The 18,243-nt window shown below is 65.4% G+C and carries 24 protein-coding genes; 22 read left to right on the top strand and 2 right to left on the bottom strand.

Annotation, left to right across the window (positions count from 1 at the left end; genetic code table 11):
• Positions 1-99 precede the first annotated feature (99 nt).
• The 11 genes from ACFOKF_RS00765 to ACFOKF_RS00715 all read left to right on the top strand — a co-directional run bounded on the left by ACFOKF_RS00765 (position 100) and on the right by ACFOKF_RS00715 (position 9,622).
• Entirely contained in the window at positions 100-2,112 is a 2,013-nt protein-coding gene (locus tag ACFOKF_RS00765; RefSeq protein ID WP_007688079.1) for a ParB/RepB/Spo0J family partition protein, read from the top strand.
• Between the two features lie 92 nt (positions 2,113-2,204).
• On the top strand, positions 2,205-3,128 hold the full coding sequence (locus ACFOKF_RS00760) for an ArdC family protein (protein WP_007688077.1): 924 nt from the start codon (positions 2,205-2,207) through the stop codon (positions 3,126-3,128).
• A 52-nt stretch (positions 3,129-3,180) separates the two neighbouring features.
• Positions 3,181-3,519: an ArsR/SmtB family transcription factor gene (locus tag ACFOKF_RS00755; RefSeq protein ID WP_013849891.1), complete on the top strand. Its 339-nt coding sequence runs from the start codon at positions 3,181-3,183 to the stop codon at positions 3,517-3,519.
• Between the two features lie 12 nt (positions 3,520-3,531).
• Positions 3,532-4,068 (top strand): arsenate reductase ArsC, encoded by a 537-nt coding sequence (locus tag ACFOKF_RS00750; RefSeq protein ID WP_007688074.1) that lies wholly within the window; start codon positions 3,532-3,534, stop codon positions 4,066-4,068.
• On the top strand, positions 4,065-4,505 hold the full coding sequence (gene arsC / locus ACFOKF_RS00745; RefSeq protein ID WP_007688073.1) for an arsenate reductase (glutaredoxin): 441 nt from the start codon (positions 4,065-4,067) through the stop codon (positions 4,503-4,505). Before ACFOKF_RS00750 ends, arsC begins: the two co-directional genes overlap by 4 nt.
• Complete coding sequence (arsB, locus tag ACFOKF_RS00740) at positions 4,502-5,569, top strand: ACR3 family arsenite efflux transporter (RefSeq protein ID WP_007688072.1); 1,068 nt, start codon at positions 4,502-4,504, stop codon at positions 5,567-5,569. Before arsC ends, arsB begins: the two co-directional genes overlap by 4 nt.
• Positions 5,566-5,997, top strand: a complete 432-nt coding sequence (arsN2, locus tag ACFOKF_RS00735) for an arsenic resistance N-acetyltransferase ArsN2 (protein WP_007688071.1) — start codon at positions 5,566-5,568, stop codon at positions 5,995-5,997. Before arsB ends, arsN2 begins: the two co-directional genes overlap by 4 nt.
• Positions 5,997-6,737 (top strand): arsenical resistance protein ArsH, encoded by a 741-nt coding sequence (gene arsH, locus ACFOKF_RS00730; RefSeq protein WP_007688070.1) that lies wholly within the window; start codon positions 5,997-5,999, stop codon positions 6,735-6,737. The genes arsN2 and arsH overlap by 1 nt, the downstream gene beginning before the upstream one ends.
• A 347-nt stretch (positions 6,738-7,084) precedes the next feature.
• Positions 7,085-8,026 carry a DUF2493 domain-containing protein gene (locus tag ACFOKF_RS00725; protein WP_007688069.1) on the top strand — a complete coding sequence of 314 codons (942 nt, stop codon included), beginning with the start codon at positions 7,085-7,087 and terminating at the stop codon, positions 8,024-8,026.
• Positions 7,968-8,807: a hypothetical protein gene (locus tag ACFOKF_RS00720; RefSeq protein WP_021320027.1), complete on the top strand. Its 840-nt coding sequence runs from the start codon at positions 7,968-7,970 to the stop codon at positions 8,805-8,807. Before ACFOKF_RS00725 ends, ACFOKF_RS00720 begins: the two co-directional genes overlap by 59 nt.
• A 407-nt stretch (positions 8,808-9,214) precedes the next feature.
• Entirely contained in the window at positions 9,215-9,622 is a 408-nt protein-coding gene (locus tag ACFOKF_RS00715) for a single-stranded DNA-binding protein (protein ID WP_007688067.1), read from the top strand.
• Positions 9,623-9,697: 75 nt separating this feature from the next.
• Here ACFOKF_RS00715 and ACFOKF_RS00710 read toward each other — a convergent pair whose 3' ends face one another.
• On the bottom strand, positions 9,698-10,132 hold the full coding sequence (locus tag ACFOKF_RS00710; protein WP_007688066.1) for a thermonuclease family protein: 435 nt from the start codon (positions 10,130-10,132) through the stop codon (positions 9,698-9,700).
• A gap of 305 nt (positions 10,133-10,437) precedes the next feature.
• Here ACFOKF_RS00710 and ACFOKF_RS00705 point away from each other — a divergent pair, with 305 nt between their 5' ends.
• The 10 genes from ACFOKF_RS00705 to ACFOKF_RS00660 all read left to right on the top strand — a co-directional run bounded on the left by ACFOKF_RS00705 (position 10,438) and on the right by ACFOKF_RS00660 (position 17,098).
• A complete protein-coding gene (locus ACFOKF_RS00705) occupies positions 10,438-10,602 on the top strand; it encodes a hypothetical protein (RefSeq protein ID WP_007688065.1) in 165 nt (54 codons plus the stop codon).
• A 107-nt stretch (positions 10,603-10,709) separates the two neighbouring features.
• Positions 10,710-11,231, top strand: a complete 522-nt coding sequence (locus ACFOKF_RS00700; RefSeq protein ID WP_031295760.1) for a hypothetical protein — start codon at positions 10,710-10,712, stop codon at positions 11,229-11,231.
• Between the two features lie 249 nt (positions 11,232-11,480).
• Positions 11,481-11,672, top strand: a complete 192-nt coding sequence (locus ACFOKF_RS00695) for a hypothetical protein (protein ID WP_218847794.1) — start codon at positions 11,481-11,483, stop codon at positions 11,670-11,672.
• A 307-nt stretch (positions 11,673-11,979) separates the two neighbouring features.
• Positions 11,980-12,372 (top strand): DUF3768 domain-containing protein, encoded by a 393-nt coding sequence (locus ACFOKF_RS00690; protein WP_007688057.1) that lies wholly within the window; start codon positions 11,980-11,982, stop codon positions 12,370-12,372.
• Positions 12,373-12,563: 191 nt separating this feature from the next.
• Entirely contained in the window at positions 12,564-12,740 is a 177-nt protein-coding gene (locus ACFOKF_RS00685) for a hypothetical protein (RefSeq protein ID WP_007688055.1), read from the top strand.
• 12 nt (positions 12,741-12,752) lie between these two features.
• The gene (locus ACFOKF_RS00680) at positions 12,753-13,517 is read left to right on the top strand and encodes a ParA family protein (protein WP_007688046.1); all 765 of its coding nucleotides are present in this window, start codon (positions 12,753-12,755) and stop codon (positions 13,515-13,517) included.
• Positions 13,517-14,464, top strand: a complete 948-nt coding sequence (locus ACFOKF_RS00675; protein WP_007688045.1) for a ParB/RepB/Spo0J family partition protein — start codon at positions 13,517-13,519, stop codon at positions 14,462-14,464. The genes ACFOKF_RS00680 and ACFOKF_RS00675 overlap by 1 nt, the downstream gene beginning before the upstream one ends.
• A 230-nt stretch (positions 14,465-14,694) precedes the next feature.
• Positions 14,695-15,231, top strand: a complete 537-nt coding sequence (locus ACFOKF_RS00670) for a plasmid mobilization protein (protein WP_031295761.1) — start codon at positions 14,695-14,697, stop codon at positions 15,229-15,231.
• Positions 15,224-16,327 carry a relaxase/mobilization nuclease domain-containing protein gene (locus tag ACFOKF_RS00665; RefSeq protein ID WP_380792289.1) on the top strand — a complete coding sequence of 368 codons (1,104 nt, stop codon included), beginning with the start codon at positions 15,224-15,226 and terminating at the stop codon, positions 16,325-16,327. Before ACFOKF_RS00670 ends, ACFOKF_RS00665 begins: the two co-directional genes overlap by 8 nt.
• Positions 16,328-16,465: 138 nt before the next feature.
• Positions 16,466-17,098, top strand: coding sequence for a DUF6088 family protein (locus ACFOKF_RS00660; protein WP_017182166.1), 633 nt, complete (start codon positions 16,466-16,468; stop codon positions 17,096-17,098).
• On the opposite strand, the gene ACFOKF_RS00655 is transcribed toward ACFOKF_RS00660, so the two are convergent.
• Positions 17,078-17,755 (bottom strand): hypothetical protein, encoded by a 678-nt coding sequence (locus ACFOKF_RS00655; RefSeq protein WP_007684587.1) that lies wholly within the window; start codon positions 17,753-17,755, stop codon positions 17,078-17,080. The genes ACFOKF_RS00660 and ACFOKF_RS00655 overlap by 21 nt on opposite strands.
• A gap of 188 nt (positions 17,756-17,943) precedes the next feature.
• On the opposite strand from ACFOKF_RS00655, the gene ACFOKF_RS00650 reads away from it, so the two are divergent.
• The gene (locus ACFOKF_RS00650) at positions 17,944-18,147 is read left to right on the top strand and encodes a hypothetical protein (protein WP_026002226.1); all 204 of its coding nucleotides are present in this window, start codon (positions 17,944-17,946) and stop codon (positions 18,145-18,147) included.
• Positions 18,148-18,243 lie beyond the last annotated feature (96 nt).

Below are 18,243 nucleotides of genomic sequence, written 5' to 3'. Positions count from 1 at the left end.
CCAAGCGACCGAAGAGAGGGGAGGGGGCCTTCGGCCGGGTGGGCCTGAGTGGCTCAAGCCGGCCGACGAGGTCGGCGCAACCCTCGAAGGAGACAACCGATGATCCAGTCCGTGAAGGTCAAGAACCTCTCGCTCTCGAAGGACAATGTCCGCAAATCCAATCGCGATGCCGACCTCGACAGCCTCGCCGACAATATCGCCGCGCATGGCCTGTTGCAGAATCTCGTGGTCACGCCGCTCAAGAAGGCAGGACATTTCACCGTCAAGGCGGGTGGCCGCCGCTTGCGGGCGCTCCAGCGGCTGATCGATTCAGGTCGGCTTGCCGGGGACCATGAGGTTCAGGTGCTGGTGCTCGAGGATGATGCTGGATCGGCCGAAGCGAGCCTTGCCGAGAATTTCCACCGCGTCGCGATGAACCCGGCGGATGAGTGCTCGGCTTTCAAGCACTTCCTCGACAAGGGCGCGAGTGCCGAGGATGTGGCGAAACGTTTCGGCGTCACGACCCGCTTCGTTGAGCAGCGGGTACGGCTTGCCGAACTGGCTCCTCTCGTATTCGCGGCGCTGGCGGCGGGCGAGATCACGCTGGGGGTCGCCCAGGCTTATGCCGTCACGCCCGACGTCGATCGCCAGGCGCGCGTGTTCGAGAGCATGAGCCGGTCCTATTATGGCGACAATCCCGACAATATCCGCCGTGCGCTCCTCAACGGAACGGTCAAGGCGACCGACGCCAAGGCACGGTTCGTCGGCCGCGAGGCCTATGTCGGCGCGGGCGGCCGGATCGAGCGCGACCTGTTCGGTGAAGATGTGGACGAGAGCTGGATCGACGTGGAGCTCATCGAGCAGCTGGCCGCCCAGAAGCTTGAAGCGGCCGCGGAAGCGCTCGCTGCCGAACAGAAGCTGGCGTTCGTGACGCCGGTTCTCGCGACGCATGTGCCCTATGATACGGAGTGCCAGCTCCACGAATATCATCCGCCGCTGCGCGAATTGAGCGGGGACGAGCAGGAGCGCGTCGATAGTCTCTCGGATGAGGGCGACGCGCTCATCCGCGAACTTGAGACCGAACTCGAGGACGGCACGCCCGAGGCCGAGGCGGCTTCGGCGCGTCTCGCCGACATCGAGCGGGAACTCGATACGATCGAGGCGTCGCGCACGATGGTCGATGATGCGATCAAGGACCAGCTGGGCACCTTCATCTATCTGGCGCCCGATGGCAGTCCGCGGGTGCACAGCCGCATGTTCAGCGAGCGCGCCATCCGGCAGGCGGGCGAGGATGCAGAACCCGAAGCACCGTCCGGCAAGGTCGCGGCCTCCCGGCTCAGCGCGACGCTGGTTGACGAACTCGCGACCCAGCGCCGGCAGATCCTGGCAGCCCATGTCGCCTCGGATGCCGGGTTCGCGCTCGATCTCACGATATTCCTGATGGCGCACCGGACGGTGTTCGCCAGCAGCTATGTCCGGGACCACGCGACGTTGCAGGCCGCCGCCGCGAGCTTCCCGATCGTCAGCTTCCGCGATGAAGGTAGCGCGGCGAGCAATGTCCTGACCGAACAGCGCCAGGCGCTCGATGTGAGCTGGGCAGGCGGGAACACGCTGTCGTCCCGCTTCGATGCCTTCCGGCAACTGGATGAACAGGCGCGCGCCGATTGGCTCGCCCATGTCATGGCGCAGACGCTGGAGCCGACACTCAACGTCGACGATGGCGGGCGCCGCAACGGCTTCCACGATCATCTCGGACGGCTGCTCGACATTGATGTCGCGCAATGGTGGCGGCCCGATGCCCAGAACTTTTTCGGGCGGGTGAAGAAGGACGTCATGCTCGAAGCGCTCGACGAGATCGGCGGGCCGGTGCTGCGCGGCCGATACAAGGACGCCAAGAAGGGTGACCTTGCCAATGCCTGCGCTGCGCTCTGTTCGGGGCAGGGCATCGTCGAGGCCGAAGTCCGGGAAAAGGCGCTCTCCTGGCTGCCCGACGAGATGCGGTTCGGCGCGATCGAAAAGCCCGAAAGCTTCCGGAGCTATTCCGCTTTCCTCAGCGATGAAGACGACAGCGACGGCGGGGCAGGGGAGATCGCCCCCGATGGCGATGCTGGCGACTTCGAACAGGCCGCCTGAGGCGAACGCCTAACGGCGGGCGGCGCTTTCGTGTCGCCCGCCGCCCTTCATCGGCGGCGCTGAGACAGCCGCTCTTTCGCGGAGTATCCACCATGACCCAATCATCGGGCCGGCCCTCGCCGGCCGAGACCATCACGCGCGCCATCATCGACCGGCTCGAGGCCGGTGTGCGTCCCTGGGTACGGCCCTGGCGATCATGCGCCGCGCAAGGGCGCCCGCTGCGCGCCAATGGCGAGCCCTATCGCGGCATGAACACCTTTTGGCTATGGCTGGCCGCCGAGCAGTGCGGCTATCGGTCCCGCTACTGGATGACCTATCGGCAAGCACAAAGCCTCGGCGGGCAGGTCCGTGCCGGTGAGCAGTCGCAATTTGCGATCTTCTACAAAGCCTATTCGAAGAAGGTCGATTCCTACGAACGTCCGGGTGAGCTCGTCGATGAGCAGCGCCGGGTCATGCGGTCCTATGCGGTCTTCAATGCCGATCAGATCGATACACTGCCGGGCGATTTCTATCCCGAAGCCCTCTCCCTCGTCCCGCCGGGCGACCGGCTCGGTCCGCGGGCGGAGCGCTTCGTCGATCGGCTGCCCGCGCGGCTGCGATGCGGCGGCGATCGTGCTTATTATGATCTGCGCGCGGACGTCATCACCATGCCGCCGGTCGAGCAATTCGACACGCGCGCCGCCTGGGCAGCCACCATTGCGCATGAGGCCGGCCACTGGACAGGCCATCCAGCCCGGCTTGCCCGATCGTTCGGGAAGCGCTTCGGCGATCAGGCATATGCGTTCGAGGAGTTGGTCGCCGAACTGACAGCAGCGCTGGTTGGCGCCGATGTGGGTCTCCCAACCACCCATCTCGACGACCACGCGGCTTATATCGGATCCTGGCTCGCCATTTTGCGCAAGGATAATCGCGCATTGCTGACGGCGGCTGCGCGAGCCGAGGAAGCCGCCGGGTTTCTGCTGCGGGCAACCGATCTCGCTTGCGAGGATGATCTGGACGAGCAGGCGGCTGCTTGATCTCGCCATGTCGCCGATTGCACTATATCCATATATCCGCTATCGTGGATATATGGATAACGAATCTGTCATCGTCGCGTTGGGCGCGCTTGCCCAAGCCACGCGCCTCGACGCCTTCCGCCTTCTGGTGCGTCACGAACCCGAAGGCCTTCCCGCCGGCGAGGTCGCCAAGGCGCTGGATGTCCCGCAGAACACGATGTCGGTGCATTTGGCGACCCTGGCGCGTGCCGGCCTGGTCACATCCGAGCGGCGCAGCCGGATCATCAACTACCGCGCCGATCTCGATGCGCTACGCTCCGTGATGCTGTTCCTCGTCAAGGACTGCTGTGGTGGCCGGGCCGAGCTCTGCCATCCACTTGCGGATGAACTGCTTGCCTGTCGTGCTGCCTGAAAGGACATCAACATGACGGATCGCCTGTTGAACGTACTGTTTCTTTGCACGGGCAATTCCGCCCGTTCCATCATGGCCGAGGCGATCCTCAGCCGTGAGGGGCTAGGCCGTTTCAAATCGTTCAGCGCCGGCAGCCAGCCCAAGGGCGAGGTCCATCCGTTCACCATTCATCTCTTGGAGAAGCTGAACTACGACGCAAGCCGGTTCCGCTCGAAGAGCTGGGAAGAGTTTTCCGGCCCCGATGCGCCGTCCTTGGATTTCGTGTTCACCGTTTGCGACAATGCCGCCAATGAGCTTTGCCCGGTTTGGCCGGGGCAGCCGCTGACCGCCAATTGGGGGGTGCCCGATCCGGCCGCTATCGAGGACAGCGAAACGGTGCAGCACGCGGCCTTCTTCGATACTTACAGGATGCTGTTCAATCGCATCTCGCTGTTCACCAACCTGCCGTTCGAAGGCCTCGACAAGATGAGTCTACAGAACCGGCTGAACCGGATCGGCAAGGAACAGGGCCGCGCCGACCTCCCAAGCGAAAAGGCACCCAGCGCATGAGCAATGCCGCAATCGATATCGTCATCTATCACAATCCCGAGTGTGGGACGTCGCGCAACACGCTGGCGATGATCCGCAACGCCGGGATCGAGCCGCATGTGATCGAATATCTCAAGACGCCGCCCAACCGCCCGCGCCTGGTTTCGCTCATCGCCCGCATGGGCATCAGCGCACGCCAGTTGCTCCGCGAGAAGGGCACGCCCTTCGCCGAGCTGGGTCTTGCCGATCCGACGCTCAGCGATGACCAGCTCATTGATGCGATGATCGAACATCCGATCCTCATCAACCGGCCAATCGTTGTGTCGCCGCTCGGCGTGAAACTCTGCCGTCCATCGGAAGAGGTGCTCGATCTTCTCCCGTCCGCCCAGCGCGGGGCTTTCACCAAGGAAGATGGCGAGCAGGTCATCGACGCCGCCGGCAAGAGGATCGGGGCGTGAACGCGACCGTTGCGGCACGACCCAAGCCGGCGATCAACAGCTTCGAACGCTATTTGAGCGTCTGGGTGGCGCTCTGCATCGCTGTCGGCATCGCGCTCGGCTATTCGCTGCCGAATCTGTTCGCAGCCATCGCATCGGCTGAGATCGCGCGCGTGAACCTGGTCGTGGCTGTGCTGATCTGGCTGATGATCGTCCCCATGCTGCTCAAGATCGACCTCGGCGCGTTGGGGTCGGTTCGCCAACACTGGAAGGGCGTCGGCGTCACCCTCTTCATCAACTGGGCGGTGAAGCCCTTTTCAATGGCGCTGCTCGGCACGCTGTTCCTGGGATGGCTCTTCCGGCCGCTGCTGCCGCAGGGCGAGATCAACGCCTATATCGCCGGGCTCATCCTGCTCGCCGCCGCCCCCTGCACGGCGATGGTGTTCGTCTGGTCGAACCTGTGCGACGGCGAGCCGACCTATACGCTGAGCCAGGTGGCGCTCAACGACGTGATCATGGTCTTCGCCTTCGCACCGCTGGTCGGACTGCTGCTCGGGGTCGCCTCGATCACAGTGCCCTGGGACACGCTGCTCATCTCGGTCCTGCTCTATATCGTCGTGCCCGTCATCGTCGCGCAGATCATTCGTCGGGCGTTGCTATCGTCAGGCGGGCAGCCGGCGCTCGATCGGCTGCTGGCAACGCTTGGGCCGGTGTCGCTGGTTGCGCTGCTGACGACGCTCGTCCTCCTGTTCGGCTTCCAGGGCCCGGCGATCCTGGCTCATCCGCTGGTCATCGCACTGATTGCCATTCCCATCCTCATCCAGGTCTACTTCAATGCGGGCCTGGCCTATTGGCTCAGCCGGCGCTTCGGCGTGGCCTGGTGCGTCGCCGCTCCGGCCGCGCTGATCGGCGCGTCCAATTTCTTCGAGCTCGCGGTTGCAGCCGCGATCAGCCTGTTCGGCCTCAATTCCGGGGCCGCGCTCGCGACCGTGGTGGGCGTGCTGGTCGAGGTGCCGGTAATGCTGTCTGTCGTCAGCATCGTCAAGAAGACGCGGCCCTGGTACGAGCAACGCGTTCCTGCATGATCGCTACACTGCTGGATTCCAGGTCGCTTTCCGACCTGATGGCGGAGCTGAGCGCGGCGGGTCTGCCTGCCAGTGATCTCGCCGAGGCGGGACGCCGCTTCTTTCGGTTCGAGGATGATGTTGGCCTTGTCGGCTATGGCGGGATCGAAGGCGACGGCTCCGACCGCCTGCTGCGCTCGCTGGTCGTGAAGGCCGATCGGCGCGGATGCGGATTGGGCGGTGCCATTCTCACGGCAGTCGAACGCGCTGCAGCTGATGAGGGCGCGACTAGCCTGTACCTGCTCACCACGACCGCCGAGCCTTTCTTTCGCCGTCACGGCTATGAAACAGCCGAACGGACCGACGTTCCTGCCGTCATCGCGCAATCGGCCGAGTTCCGATCGCTATGCCCGGCGAGCGCCGCCCTTTTGTACAAATGGATTGCCTGATGTCGCGTCTTCGTATCCTTCCCGAACCCGATCACATGCCCGCGCTGGACCGTGCAATGATCCGGCCCGATCTCGCCGCCGGGCTCGGCGCGCTTGAGCCGAAACCTCGCATCCTCCTCCTCTACGGCTCGCTGCGCGAGCGGTCGTTCAGTCGCTTCGCGGTCGAGGAAGCGGCCCGGCTGCTCATCCTCTTCGGCGCCGAAGTGCGGATCTTCGATCCGGCCGATCTCCCGCTCCCCGACCAGATCAAGGACGATGATCACCCGGCGGTGCATGAGCTTCGCGAGCATGCGCTTTGGTCCGAGGGCATGGTCTGGTGCAGTCCCGAACGGCACGGCCAGATCACCGGCATCATGAAAGCGCAGATCGACCATTTGCCGCTCGAATTCGGCGGCATGCGTCCGACCCAGGGCCGGACCCTGGCCGTCATGCAGGTTTCGGGCGGATCGCAGTCGTTCAACGCGGTCAACACGTTGCGGCTGCTCGGGCGGTGGATGCGCATGTTCACCATCCCCAACCAGTCGAGCATTGCTATGGCGTTCAAGGAGTTCGACGAGGACGGCCGTCTCAGTGCCTCAAGCTATTATGACCGGATCGTCGACGTCATGGAGGAGCTGGTGCGCTTCACGGTGCTGACACGTCGCCATGCCGATCAACTCGTGGACCGCTATTCGGAACGCAAGGCGGCAGCCGCCAAGCGCGACGCGGCCCAAGATCTGGCCTCACGGTCGAAGGCCTGACGGCCGGGCTCTTCCGATGCGACGCGCTTTCATGCCGTCCTGTGCGTATCGGGAGATCGGGTTGCGGGTGCCCTTCTTAAGGTCCTCTGCGTCATGAATGCCTGACGCGACAGCGCCTTCGCGCCTTTCGCCAGAGGATGCGGCACATGGGCCATCGCGCTGGCGGCGGCAACCCGAACGCTCCGGCCGTGTTGGCGCGCCGAGGCGCGCCTGCCCGCACCACCCGGACCTTATCGGGTTCCCCTTGGGCGTTGCCCGGCGGTGCCGCCGCCGCTTTTTCGATGGCCCGGAGGGTGCGCATCCGGCGGGAAGGCCGCCGGCCCTGCGACACGGAAAGGCAATCCCTCATGACCAGCTCCCTTTCAGCAGTGCTCCAAGCACTCGAACTCGGCCATCTCGACCTGATGGGCGACCAACGCTCGATGGAAGCGCCGCCGCCGGCCGAAGCGCTCGAACAGACCGTCAGCGCCATCTGGAGCGATCTCTTCGCGCTCTTCCCCTTCACCGCGCTCGAACGCGACATCGAGGATCTGGGCTGGGGCTTCGTCAATCTCTTCCACCGCGCGGCCGCCAAGAAGCATCAGCTGATCGACCGCCTGACCGACGAGATCCGGCTCCTGCTCGCCGAGCAGGACGGATCGGAGATCGCGACCGCTGATCTCGAGGACAAGATCGATCTCGCCCGCAAGGTCGAGCAGTCCGCCCAGGCCTATGAGGGGATGCGCGACACCGCGGCGCGCCACTATCTGCATGAGACCGGCCGCTCCTGGGTGCCCGCGACCGGCAACCGCATCTCGCTCGGCACGACCGCTGCGATCGTCGATGGCCGGGCCTATTTGCAGGCGCGGCGCGAGCGGGTGCGCGATGCCAATATGGTCCATGGCACGCCCGTGGTCTTCGCCGGCGGGCGCCTTCGCTTCGCCAGCGACGACGAGGCCAAGCAGTTTGCCGACAATCTGCTGCGGACCCTCAAGGCCGTGCGCGAACGTGTGGGCGACATGTATCTCGTCCATGGCGGCGACATGAAGGGCATCGAGCGTCTTGCAGCATCCTGGGCCGAGCAGAACGGCATCCAGCAGCTGCGGTTCGGCCTTGATCGCAAGCTTGGCGATCGTGCCGGCTTCCGGCGCAACGAGCAGATGCTCTCGGTCAAGCCGCGCTACGTCATTGCCTTCCAGGGCAACGGCGTCACCGAAAGGCTGGTGGTCGAGGCCAAGGCGCGCGGCATCCATGTCGTCGATCGCCGCGGACCGCTCGGAACGCCGCCGGCGGCTTTATCTCGCGGCTGACCGCCGTGCCGGCCGCTTCGGCGGCCGGCTTTTCTCAATCTCGCGGATTCCGGTGCCGGAGGGGAGGGGGCGGGGCGGATGCGTCCCTTGTTCCCTTCGGAGGTTCCGCATCATGTTCATGCCCGATCGCGCCAGTGCGTGCGCGCTCCTTGCCTTCCGCGCCGCGCATGGCCGCCACTGGAAGGCGAAGCTGCTGTCCTTATGGTCGACAGGCCGCGATGTGGACGAAGCCGATGGCGCTTACTTACGGCATCTTCGCAACCAGGCCGGTCCCTCCTGGCTCCGCCAGCTGACGCCGCGCCGCTGGCGCGCGATCGAAAGATTGGCGGCGCCCGGCGATCCGGTGCTTGCAGCCGTGTTTCTCGATCGAGCGCGCGAATTTCATCGCGGCGCGCAGATTGGCGCGCCTATTGCGCTTGCGCCGGCACTGCACTTGCTCGCGATCTCCTGCGAACTGGGTTTGAAGGCGCATCTTTTGGGTCATGGCTGGACGGACGATGCGCTGGCCCGCGATATCCGTCATGACCTTGTCCGCGCCCTCGACGAGGCGCGGCAGCTAGGCCTGCCGGCGCCCGGTCGTCCGCTGGCCGATTTCATCAAGAGCCTCGGCCCGGCCTATGCCGTGCATCGGATCGACGCGCTGGTGGCAGGTGGCTATGCCTGCGACATCGGCGCCGTGCTTTGCGAGACCGGGCAGCTCCTCGATGCCGTGGCGGCCTGCCTGAGGCCAGCCACGCCAGGCGCCGCCACCTTGCGTACCTCCTCTTCCCCCTCCGCGTGATCGTGCAACGGACGTCGTGTCGAGCCCGCGAGTGGCCATGCGAAGGATCTACAATCCCGTCCTGCGGCTCAAGGGACGGGCAGATAAGGCACGGGCGTAAGGTCCGCGAGATGCCGGACCGGCGTGCTCGGCAAAGCCGGCAATATCGGCGGTTTCGCTGGGTGGGCTCCGGTCATGGCCCAAGCGACGCACCGTCCTTCTCCTCATCTGACCCCTAAGCCGGCCGTCCGGCCCATCCAACCCGCAAGCCATCGGGCCGAGTTGCCGTGTGCCACGGCTGCCCGCACCACCCCTTGTCTCGGGGTTCCCCGGCGCTGCGCTGCCGGTGGATGGGCCGTCCTGTCCGCCTTGGCCGGGGATCAGTCGAAGGGACGGTCCCTTGGACCCACATCGAAGGAACTCAGGCCATGCAGAACCTCGTCATCCTCGCCGGCAATGTCGGTGGCACGCCGGAAACCCGCACCACCCAGGGCGGCACCCGCATTACCCATTTCAGCCTCGCCACCTCGCGCCCGAAGCGCGACAGCAACGGCAAGATCCTGCGCGACGACAACAATCGCCGCCTCGAGGACACCGAATGGCACCGGATCACCTGCTTCAACGGCGTCGGCAAGACGGTCGAGCAATATGTCGACAAGGGTATGAAGGTCATGGTCCGGGGCCGTATCCACTACACCCGCTGGACCGACAGCGAGAATATCGAACGCTACGGCGTCGAGATCATCGCCGACGAGGTGACCTTCCTCACCCGCGCCAAGTCCAACGAGAATAGCGGCGGCGGCAACGAGCCCGAAGACGATGAAATCCCCTTCTGAGCTCGGACAGGGCGGCCCGGCGGCATCGCCGCCGGGCCTCTTATCCTGTTCAGGCGCGGCATGGTCCCAAGCGGATCAGCGGGATCGGCATCGCCCCTTGGCATAGCGCTCCCAGCGCAGCACGGTGCCGGTCGCAATCATCGCGCAGCTGAGATCGCCGATGCCGGGCGCGTTGCACCAGGCGCCGGTCCGGTTGCCCTTGGCTTCGCCGGTCGAGACGCAGCGCATGGTGGGGCCAGCCACGCGAATATGCCCGGTGGATGTCTGGCCGCGCGGTCCGCCAAGCAGGCGCACCAACGCATCGCGGGCGGCCGGGCCACTTGCTCTCGGACAGGGCTGGCCGGGGCGGCAGCTGTTGTCGATCTCGCGCGCGGCAATGCCGGCGAGCCGCACATGGGCGCCCTCGCGGCACCAGATCGGGCCATCGCCATCCCAGACGCGCGTCGGTGTGCAGGCGAAGGTCTGATCATTGGGGACCACGGCGGCGGCAAGCAGGAGCGGGAACAGCATCCGGCGGGGCTAACCGACAAGCGGCGGCCTGTCATCCGGACCCGTTGGATGGAGCGGCAGGCAGGGCAAGGGGTGGGGCGCGACATCGGCGGGGACCTGGCCTCCTGGCCGGCGGGTTCGCCCGCTCTCAATCGGCGCGATCCTTGGTCCACCCGGTGACCTTTTGCGATCAACCCGCAAGGGGTCCGGTCGCTTCGCTACGGCTTTTTGGGCCTCCAGCCAAAAAAGTGATCGCGGCCACCGGCCGGACACATCGGGCGCCTGTCGAGCGGGACGAACCCGCCGGCGCGCAAAGGAGCCTCGACATGTTCACCGACATCGCAATCGCTCGCCGCCACGCCTTCAGCCTCTCGCGCAGCCTCATGATGGTCACCTTCGTCATCGCGATCGGGCAGCATTACGGGGTTATCACCGCCGAAGACGCCGACGGCAGCGTCGCCATCGTCACCGAATTCGATCCCTTTGCCTGACGGCTCGACCGGGAGCCGCTCGGCTCCCGGTTATTCCCCGCGCTTCGCTCGCGGCTTGCGCCGAAGACGAGAACCGATTGTTCAGATGCCGCGACTATGCTGCGATAATGACGATTGAGGCTGCGATAGCGAATGCCGGCGATGATGCCCTGTGGGCGCGCGTCACCCAGGAGGTGAACGCCTGGCGCGGTGCCTGTCTGCAATGCTTCGCCGCGGTGGAGGTGGCCGTTACCGAGACTTTGCTGCATCTGAGCGCTCAGCCGGGACGAGGACAGTCGGTGAAGCTACGGCATTTGGTCGGGCAACGGCTCGATGACCTTGCTGCACTCGTCAATGAGGGCGGCCCCTTTTCCGTGGAGGGAAAGGGTGTCGCGAGCCTGCTGGCGGAATTTCGGCACCAGGAAGGGCTGCGCACGATGCTCGCCCATGGCCAGGCGAAGCTGACAGTCGAACGGACCAGTCGATGGGCCGCCATCTTTCGTGTGATCGCGATCCGGGCACGGCAGGCTGATCGTTCGACGCTCGTGATCGAAGAGAACGAGGCGGCGGAGAGGCTTCAGCAGCTCCGTAAGGTATCGCAGAAATTGTGTTCTGCACTTGGCAATCTGCGACGGGCGGTTGCCGTCTGAAAGTCGGATTTCTCTGCATCTATGCGCTGAGAATGGCGGCTCCGGCGCGGCCGGACCGGGCTCTAGGCTTCGCCCTGAGCCTTGTGCCAAGTCTCAGCCCATTCGGGTGACGATCCCTGCCGTGACTGCTCGCACTTCTCAACCCTGCGCGCAAACTATGGCCCGGCCGGTCGCGCCGCGCGCTGGAGGGCAGTTGGCCAGGCCCGCACGCAGGTGCTCATCGTGCAGCAATATGTGCCAGGGACGGTCATGGCCCCGCGCCGCGAGATAATAGGCCGCGCCGTCGCAGCCGACCATGCGGCATCGGGCCTGCCGGTCGATGAGGCTGGCGCCTGCTCCATGGAGCCCGATCAGGGCATCGACATCCTCGCGCATCAACGCACCGCAGCGGCGGCATTGCGATCGGACGAGGATCTGGCGCAGCCGCATCGCCTGGAGTGACGCGGTCCAGGCCGGGGCAAGGCGGAAGAGAGTGGCGCTGCTCGTCATGATGGGCGGAGGATAGCGCCGGGCTCTCCGCGGAGCCAGAGAATCAGGACACCGCGATCATCTCTTCGCGATCCCGCCCGCCAAGACCTTCCTCCTGTCGGCTTGCCTGGCCGGCGCGCGCGCCCGCGCAAGCCCGCTTTGCGGGCTTCTCCACTGCCGTTGCGACCCTGCCGGTGCGCGGCCGCGCTCTGCCGCCGGCCCTTGGCACGCCTGTCGGAAGGCCCCGGCGGGCGGGGCCGGACAGATCAGGAGCGTTCTCATGTCCCAATCCTCCCCGAATGCGATGAGCCAGGCCGAGCGGATCGCCCGCGTCGCCGAACTCAATGACGCGCTTCGCCGGTCCATCCATAGCCCGGGCCGCAACCAGATCGTGATGACTGCGGGCGTTGCGGCGCTGATCGGCGACGTCGCCCTGTTCCGCGGCTTTCGCCGCCGCGCGGAGATCCTCCGGATCGTGCGCGACTATGACAGCTTCACGCCCGACAACGATCCGATCGACGAGCATGATTTCGGCCGCTTCGAGTTCGAGGATGCGATCCTCTACTGGAAGATCGACTATTACGATCTCGAGCTCGCCTATGGCTCGCCGGATGCCGCGAACCCCGAGGTCACGACGCGCGTGCTCACTATCCTGCTGGCCGACGAATATTGATCCGGCGCAGCCATCCCCCCGACCGGGGGGATGGCCCGCATAGTCTGCTTGAGCAGACTATGCGGGCAACGGACGCCGCATCCGCAAATGCGGGAGGGGAGGGCGCGGGTCCGAGATGTCGCGCGATTGCGCGTGGCCGGCGCCAGTGGCGCCGTTCGCTTGCCCGTTCACTGGCTCCAAGGAGACTTATCATGGCCGCATATTTCGCCGCGCATCCCGATCACGCGTTTCTCTTCGCGTTCGGCTGCTTCGCCCTCACCGTCTATCTGTTCCGCTATGCCGGTCCCGGCATTGGGGGTGGCGGCGACTGGTCCTCGCGCGATCATTATGAGCGCAACCTGCGCGATGGTCCTGACGACTATTGCTGAGGTGCCGCGGTCATGAAGACGATCGTCGTCAGCCTGCTCAAGGGCGGGGTCGGCAAGACCTTCCTCGCCAGTCATCTCGCCTGGTATCTTGCTGAACCGCCTGAGCGCCGCGTCGCCTTCGTCGATCTCGACCCGCAGGGCAGCTCGACGCGGCGCCTGGGCGCCGAGCGGCAAGGCGGATTTTCCGCCGACCTGTTCGATCCTGCCGCTGCCCTGTGCGCCGACGGGCAGGCCGGGCTAACCGTGCTCGGTGCCGATCCCCGTCTCCAGATGGTCAAGGCGGCGCAGGATGTGCGCGACTTCATCGGCCGCTTCCCGGCGCTCCGCCCGCATTTCGACTATTGCGTTATCGATACCGGTCCCAAGTGGGACGAGCTCACCTTGAGCGCGATGGCGGTCGCCGATGCCGTGATCGCGCCGGTGCAGGTTGCCGAGGATTCGGTCGAATGCGCCAAGATGCTGCTGACCGCGCTGCGCAAGGCCGAGGCCGCGCGCGCCGGCCGCAAGATCGCTTTCCTCGGGCTCCTCCCCTCGATGGTCAATCCGTTCGACCGGCGCGAGATGGAGAATGCGGTGAAGCTGGCGCATGCGGTCGGCGAGAAGCTCATGTTCCCGGCCTTCATCAAGGCGCGGCCGACCTACAAGCATGCCGCGGAAAATCATCGTCCGGTATGGCAGGAGACCGGCAGCGGCGCCAAGGCGGCGGCCGAGGAGATCCGCGCGGTGCTCGCCGAGATCGAGGGGCGCATGACAAGCCAGGAGGTCGCGGCCGCCTGATGGGCAAGTTCGACGAGCGCATCGAGGAGTTCGGACTTCTTGTCGGCGACCATGAACGGGCGCGCCGGGTCGAGGATATCGAACTTGCGCGCATCCTGCCCGACCCCGGCAATCCCCGGCGCAGCTTCGACGATGACGCGCTCGCCGAGCTGGCCGCCTCGATCGCGTCGCGCGGCGTGCTGCAGCCGATCACGGTTACGCCGCCCGACGCGAACGGCATGCACCGGATACGTCTGGGCGAGCGCCGCTTCCGCGCATCGCAGCTGGCGGGCCTTGCCACGATCCCCGCGATCGTCGTGCCGGTCGGCGAGGGAGTGCAACTGCTGGCCGACCAGATCGTCGAGAACGACCAGCGCGCCAATCTGTCGTCGGTCGAGCTCGCCCATGCGATCGCCCGGATGCTGAAGGGCGGGATGAACCAGGTCGAGATCGCGGCGGCACTCGGCCGATCCAAGCAGTTCGTCTCGCTCTATGCCGCCTATGGCGACATGCCGGCCTATCTCAAGGCGGCCCTGCCGTTTGCGCCTATTCGCCTTCTCTATGATCTGCACCGGACGGCGAGGGACTACCCTGCCGAGGTCGAGGCCTATGTCGCCAGCTGGGGCGACGCCGGCGCAACGCTCGCCGCAGGATCGCGCTTCATCGCCGAACTCAAGCAGACGCACCCGGCGCCGGTCCCTCCGCGGGCGCCTGTGGCACAGCCATTGGCCCCCACCGACCGCGATCCGGTTCGATCGGGCCTCACGGACAAACCCTCCGCGCCGATCCGATCTCCTAGACTACCGGTCTTGGTCGACGGCTTCCCTGCGTGGCTCCCGCTGGCGCCTTTGGTCACGGTGATTTTCGAGGATGGCCGCGAGCGTGAAGTCGCTGCCTCGTCGATCGGTCCGACCGGCGAGAGAAGCGAGGCCTTGCCAACAACTGACCCGCCTCCTCCGCGTTCGTAGTTTATCTTGCACGATGGTTTGGGCCGTACCCTTCGGGGTGCGGCCCTTTTCGTGTCGATGGGCGGGGGCAGCGCCGAAGGCGCCGCCCCTTGCTGCGGACGATCGGTGTTCGAGAGGGGTTCGCTGGCCGAAGAACAATAGTCTGCCCAAGCAGACTATAAGATGAGTTGAGTAAAGGTAAGGGCCGGATAGGCTTGGCGCCGGGGATGTATGACAATAGCGTTGGGGACATGCCCGTCCTCACCTTTCGGCTCGACGATGATGTCGCCCAGCGTTTCGCCGCGCTCGCGGCGGTATCGGGCGGCCGCTCGGCGCTGCTGCGCCGCTTGATCGGTGACGCCTTGGCCATGGAGGCGGGGGAGGGGCATCAGGCGCCGCGCGCCCGCCAGCGCGCAACCTGCCGGGTCGAGGTTCGGCTGATCCCGGAAGAGATCGCCGCGCTCGACCGCGCGGCGGATGTGCTGGGGATGAAGCGTACCGACTGGATCACCACGTTGCTGGCGCGGCGCTTGCGCGCAAACGCGCCCTTGCCGCGCGAGGAGCGGGCGGCCGTCGCGCAGGCGTGGCGCGAGCTCAATCGGATCGGGATCAACCTCAACCAGGCGACCCGCGCGCTCAACGCCTCGGTGATGGTCGAATCCGGCCTCGACGTCGCGCGGGAAGCGGCCAGGGTCGCAAGCTTTAGGTCCGAGATCGTCGATGCGCTCGCCGGTCTCGGGGCCGCGCTCAAGGGCGATCTTCGCTACTGGGACATGGCCGATGCGTGAGGAGGAGGGGGTTCTCCCGCTTCCCAGCCTGATGGAGGCCTGGCGGCCGCCGGCAGGCGGCAAGCGGACCCTGCGCGGCGCCTATGTTCGGATCAAACCGGGCGGAAGCGGGGGCGGGGCCGCCCGGCCGATGTCGATGGGCCAGGCCGAGGCGCGCGCCAAGCTCGAGCGGATCGTGCGCAAGGCGCCCGAGGTGATGGTGAAGGTCTCCGGCAAGCAATATGGCGCTCATCATGTCGCCGAGCATTTCGGCTATGTGGCGCGCCACGGGAAGCTTGCGGTGCGCTCGAGCGAGGGCGAGATCATCGATGATCCCAAACGGCTGAAGGAGATCGCGCAGGACTGGGCCATGCTCGATGAGGCGATGAACGAGCATGGCCGCGACCGGCCGACCTCGCTGTCGCTGGTCCTTTCCATGCCCAGCGGTTCGACCGATCCCGAGACGCTGCAGGATGCCGCCCAGGCGTTCGCCCGCATCCTGTTCGAGGACAATCACGCCTATATGCTGGCGCTCCACACCGATACCGATCATCCGCACATCCATCTGACGGTGGCCACCGAAGGTGCGGACGGTAGGCGGTTCAACCCGCGCAAGGCCGACCTCCATCATATGCGAGAGACATTCGCGCATGAGCTGCGCGCGCGCGGCATCGCGGCTGAGGCGACGCCCAGACGCGCACGCGGTCACGTTCAAAAGCGTGTGCGCTCTGCAGCGCTGCATCTCGATGCTCGGATCGGTCAGGAGGGGCGCCGGCTCAATATGGATGAACTCAACGTGCTGCGCGCCCGGGCCTTTGCGCACGCGCGCGATGAGGAACGGCGGCCGCAAGACGTGATGGCGCTGGTTCGCCAGAAGCAGATACGCGGTGCTTATGCGGAGGCGGCGGTGGCGCTTGCACGTACCGGCGAGGCCGACGACCAGGCACTTTCCGACGAAATTGCGGGTTTCCTGGCGGCTATGCCGCCGGCGGTCTCCCGACGTCTGGCCCTGGCCCGCGAGATGATGCAGGGGCGGCAAGCGACACAGCCGGCGCGCGAGCTGGAGGGTGGAGCTGGTCCCGAGCGGCCAGTGCCGGAGCGTGGGCGGGAGCGTTGATTCGCATGGGCGGTTGATCTTGCGAAGGGATGCTCCCCCTACCATGTGCTGAAATGTCTTGGAAAGTCGAGGGAACTGGCGCTTTCTGTGGTCACGGCTTGTTAGAAAAAACCATGCTATTATCTAACACACAGGAGCATGGACATGTCTGCGGTGGCTGATCGGATTATGAAGCGTGTGCGCGGCAAGGGCCGTGGCTGGGTGTTTACGCCCAAGCAGTTCGTCGACTTCGGCACGCGCGGCTCGGTCGACATGGCGCTGTCGCGTCTCGCGCATGCCGGTGACATCCGTCGGATCGGCCGTGGTCTCTACGACTATCCCCGCCAGCATGACAAGCTTGGTGCCCTGAGCCCGGATCCCGGGCAGGTGGCCCAGGCGCTCTCCGCGCAGAGCGGCGATGCGCTCGCGCCGTCGGGAGCGGCGGCGGCCAATAGCCTTGGTCTCTCGACACAGGTGCCCGCCCGGGCGAGCTACGCCACCAGCGGTCGCACCCGCACCGCCAAGGCTGGCGGCCGCAGCGTTACCTTGAAGCACAGCCGCGCGCCGGTGCTCGACGCGCCGGAGTCTGTGAATGCGATCGTTCAGGCGCTCGCGCATCTGGGGAAGGGCAATATCGACGCGGATGCGATCGGGCGCTTCGCCGCGCGGCTCGACGATGCCGGTACGCGTGCGCTCGTCGCGGGCCGCCCGGCCATGCCGGGCTGGATGGGCGACATTGTCCTGAAGATTCAGGCGTCGCGGAGAGATAGGTCATGCAGGGAGAAAGGGTAGCGCCGCTGGCGCCACCAGCAAATCTCCAGATGCAGGGTCGGGCACAAGGATGGGTACGGCCGGATAAAGTGTCGGCCATGTCGAATACTTGGCGATCCATGTCGCGGCGCTTGGAGACAGCCAGCCCGTCAAGGTCGTGATACTCGCATAGCGCTGCGCGAGCGGAAGCGCGATGATGGGTTCATAGTGGGCGACGCGGTTGCGCAATATACGCAGGTCGCGCAAGTCCCGCGCGATCACACCGCGCTGTACGCCTTTGGCCTGAAAGATGGGTCGCAGGCTTTGCCAGAGGTGGTGTGACTTGGGGCCGAAGAGTGACGCCCAGAAGCCGAAGTTCAACTCCGCTACGATCTGCGGACGGGTCGCTGCCTTCCCGTCTTTCTGTAGCGTTTGCCGTGCTTTTGCGATTGCGCCCGTCTGATAGTTCGTCACAAGGATCGCAGGATCGTCGATCCAGGCGGCGCCATGTTGGGCCGCAAGCCGCGCGTCCGCCATGTTACGCAGCACGACCTCGAGCATGTGTAGAGGGCCATAGAGGGCTGCGGAAAGCTGCACATTATAGGTGTACAGGCGCTCTGCGAGCGTCTGATCGGCTCCGGCCCACTTCAGATAAGTGTCGAAGCGGTCAGCGGACAAGGCATGAACGAACGTTGGCACGGGAACCTTTTCACTTGATTTTTAGGCACCCTTGCGCCATATGAACTGGGTATCCCCCGGCGGTCCCTGCTTTGCAAACCGTCGGGGCACTTTATTTCTAGACATCGTCGATTCGATCTTCAATGCCGTTGCTGGAGCAGTGCAGCGTGAATGAACTCGCGCGCCGCCGGCATGCGACGAGATTTTGCGTGATCACAGCGAAATACATCCCGTGGGACCCGATTGGCGCGATGCCCGACGACCGAAAGGACGGTCGCCTCATGCTGCTCTGGGAAGGAGATCGCCCCGTAATCGGCCGATGGGATGACGGGCGTAAGGGATGGGAAGCTCCGGAAGGCATGCACCTTTTCGAGGAGATCACCTATTGGGCGGATATCAATTCACCGGAATGACCCTTGCTCTTTCAGATGATAAATGATTGATATAAAACGATAAAAGTTTGATAATACTTCTTATGTTAAATTGCCGGAGTCTGAGCCTCAGTAGTG

Origin of the sequence: Sphingobium rhizovicinum, from assembly GCF_042647625.1 — a bacterium.
GTDB classification, from domain to species: Bacteria; Pseudomonadota; Alphaproteobacteria; order Sphingomonadales; family Sphingomonadaceae; genus Sphingobium; species Sphingobium rhizovicinum.
This window is presented reverse-complemented; position numbering and strand designations above follow the sequence as displayed.

Bases quoted from the DNA above. Each gene is read 5' to 3' on its own strand.
- ACFOKF_RS00680 (WP_007688046.1), top strand. From the start codon at position 12,753: ATGAAGACGATCGTCGTCAGCCTGCTCAAGGGCGGGGTCGGCAAGACC.
- ACFOKF_RS00675 (WP_007688045.1), top strand. From the start codon at position 13,517: ATGGGCAAGTTCGACGAGCGCATCGAGGAGTTCGGACTTCTTGTCGGC.
- ACFOKF_RS00725 (WP_007688069.1), top strand. From the start codon at position 7,085: ATGACCAGCTCCCTTTCAGCAGTGCTCCAAGCACTCGAACTCGGCCAT.
- ACFOKF_RS00760 (WP_007688077.1), top strand. From the start codon at position 2,205: ATGACCCAATCATCGGGCCGGCCCTCGCCGGCCGAGACCATCACGCGC.
- ACFOKF_RS00715 (WP_007688067.1), top strand. From the start codon at position 9,215: ATGCAGAACCTCGTCATCCTCGCCGGCAATGTCGGTGGCACGCCGGAA.
- ACFOKF_RS00755 (WP_013849891.1), top strand. From the start codon at position 3,181: ATGGATAACGAATCTGTCATCGTCGCGTTGGGCGCGCTTGCCCAAGCC.
- arsH (WP_007688070.1), top strand. From the start codon at position 5,997: ATGTCGCGTCTTCGTATCCTTCCCGAACCCGATCACATGCCCGCGCTG.
- arsC (WP_007688073.1), top strand. From the start codon at position 4,065: ATGAGCAATGCCGCAATCGATATCGTCATCTATCACAATCCCGAGTGT.
- ACFOKF_RS00690 (WP_007688057.1), top strand. From the start codon at position 11,980: ATGTCCCAATCCTCCCCGAATGCGATGAGCCAGGCCGAGCGGATCGCC.
- ACFOKF_RS00670 (WP_031295761.1), top strand. From the start codon at position 14,695: ATGCCCGTCCTCACCTTTCGGCTCGACGATGATGTCGCCCAGCGTTTC.
- ACFOKF_RS00720 (WP_021320027.1), top strand. From the start codon at position 7,968: ATGTCGTCGATCGCCGCGGACCGCTCGGAACGCCGCCGGCGGCTTTAT.
- ACFOKF_RS00765 (WP_007688079.1), top strand. From the start codon at position 100: ATGATCCAGTCCGTGAAGGTCAAGAACCTCTCGCTCTCGAAGGACAAT.
- ACFOKF_RS00705 (WP_007688065.1), top strand. From the start codon at position 10,438: ATGTTCACCGACATCGCAATCGCTCGCCGCCACGCCTTCAGCCTCTCG.
- ACFOKF_RS00710 (WP_007688066.1), bottom strand. From the start codon at position 10,132: ATGCTGTTCCCGCTCCTGCTTGCCGCCGCCGTGGTCCCCAATGATCAG.
- ACFOKF_RS00665 (WP_380792289.1), top strand. From the start codon at position 15,224: ATGCGTGAGGAGGAGGGGGTTCTCCCGCTTCCCAGCCTGATGGAGGCC.
- ACFOKF_RS00660 (WP_017182166.1), top strand. From the start codon at position 16,466: ATGGACATGTCTGCGGTGGCTGATCGGATTATGAAGCGTGTGCGCGGC.
- ACFOKF_RS00695 (WP_218847794.1), top strand. From the start codon at position 11,481: ATGGCCCCGCGCCGCGAGATAATAGGCCGCGCCGTCGCAGCCGACCAT.
- ACFOKF_RS00685 (WP_007688055.1), top strand. From the start codon at position 12,564: ATGGCCGCATATTTCGCCGCGCATCCCGATCACGCGTTTCTCTTCGCG.
- ACFOKF_RS00700 (WP_031295760.1), top strand. From the start codon at position 10,710: ATGACGATTGAGGCTGCGATAGCGAATGCCGGCGATGATGCCCTGTGG.
- arsN2 (WP_007688071.1), top strand. From the start codon at position 5,566: ATGATCGCTACACTGCTGGATTCCAGGTCGCTTTCCGACCTGATGGCG.
- ACFOKF_RS00750 (WP_007688074.1), top strand. From the start codon at position 3,532: ATGACGGATCGCCTGTTGAACGTACTGTTTCTTTGCACGGGCAATTCC.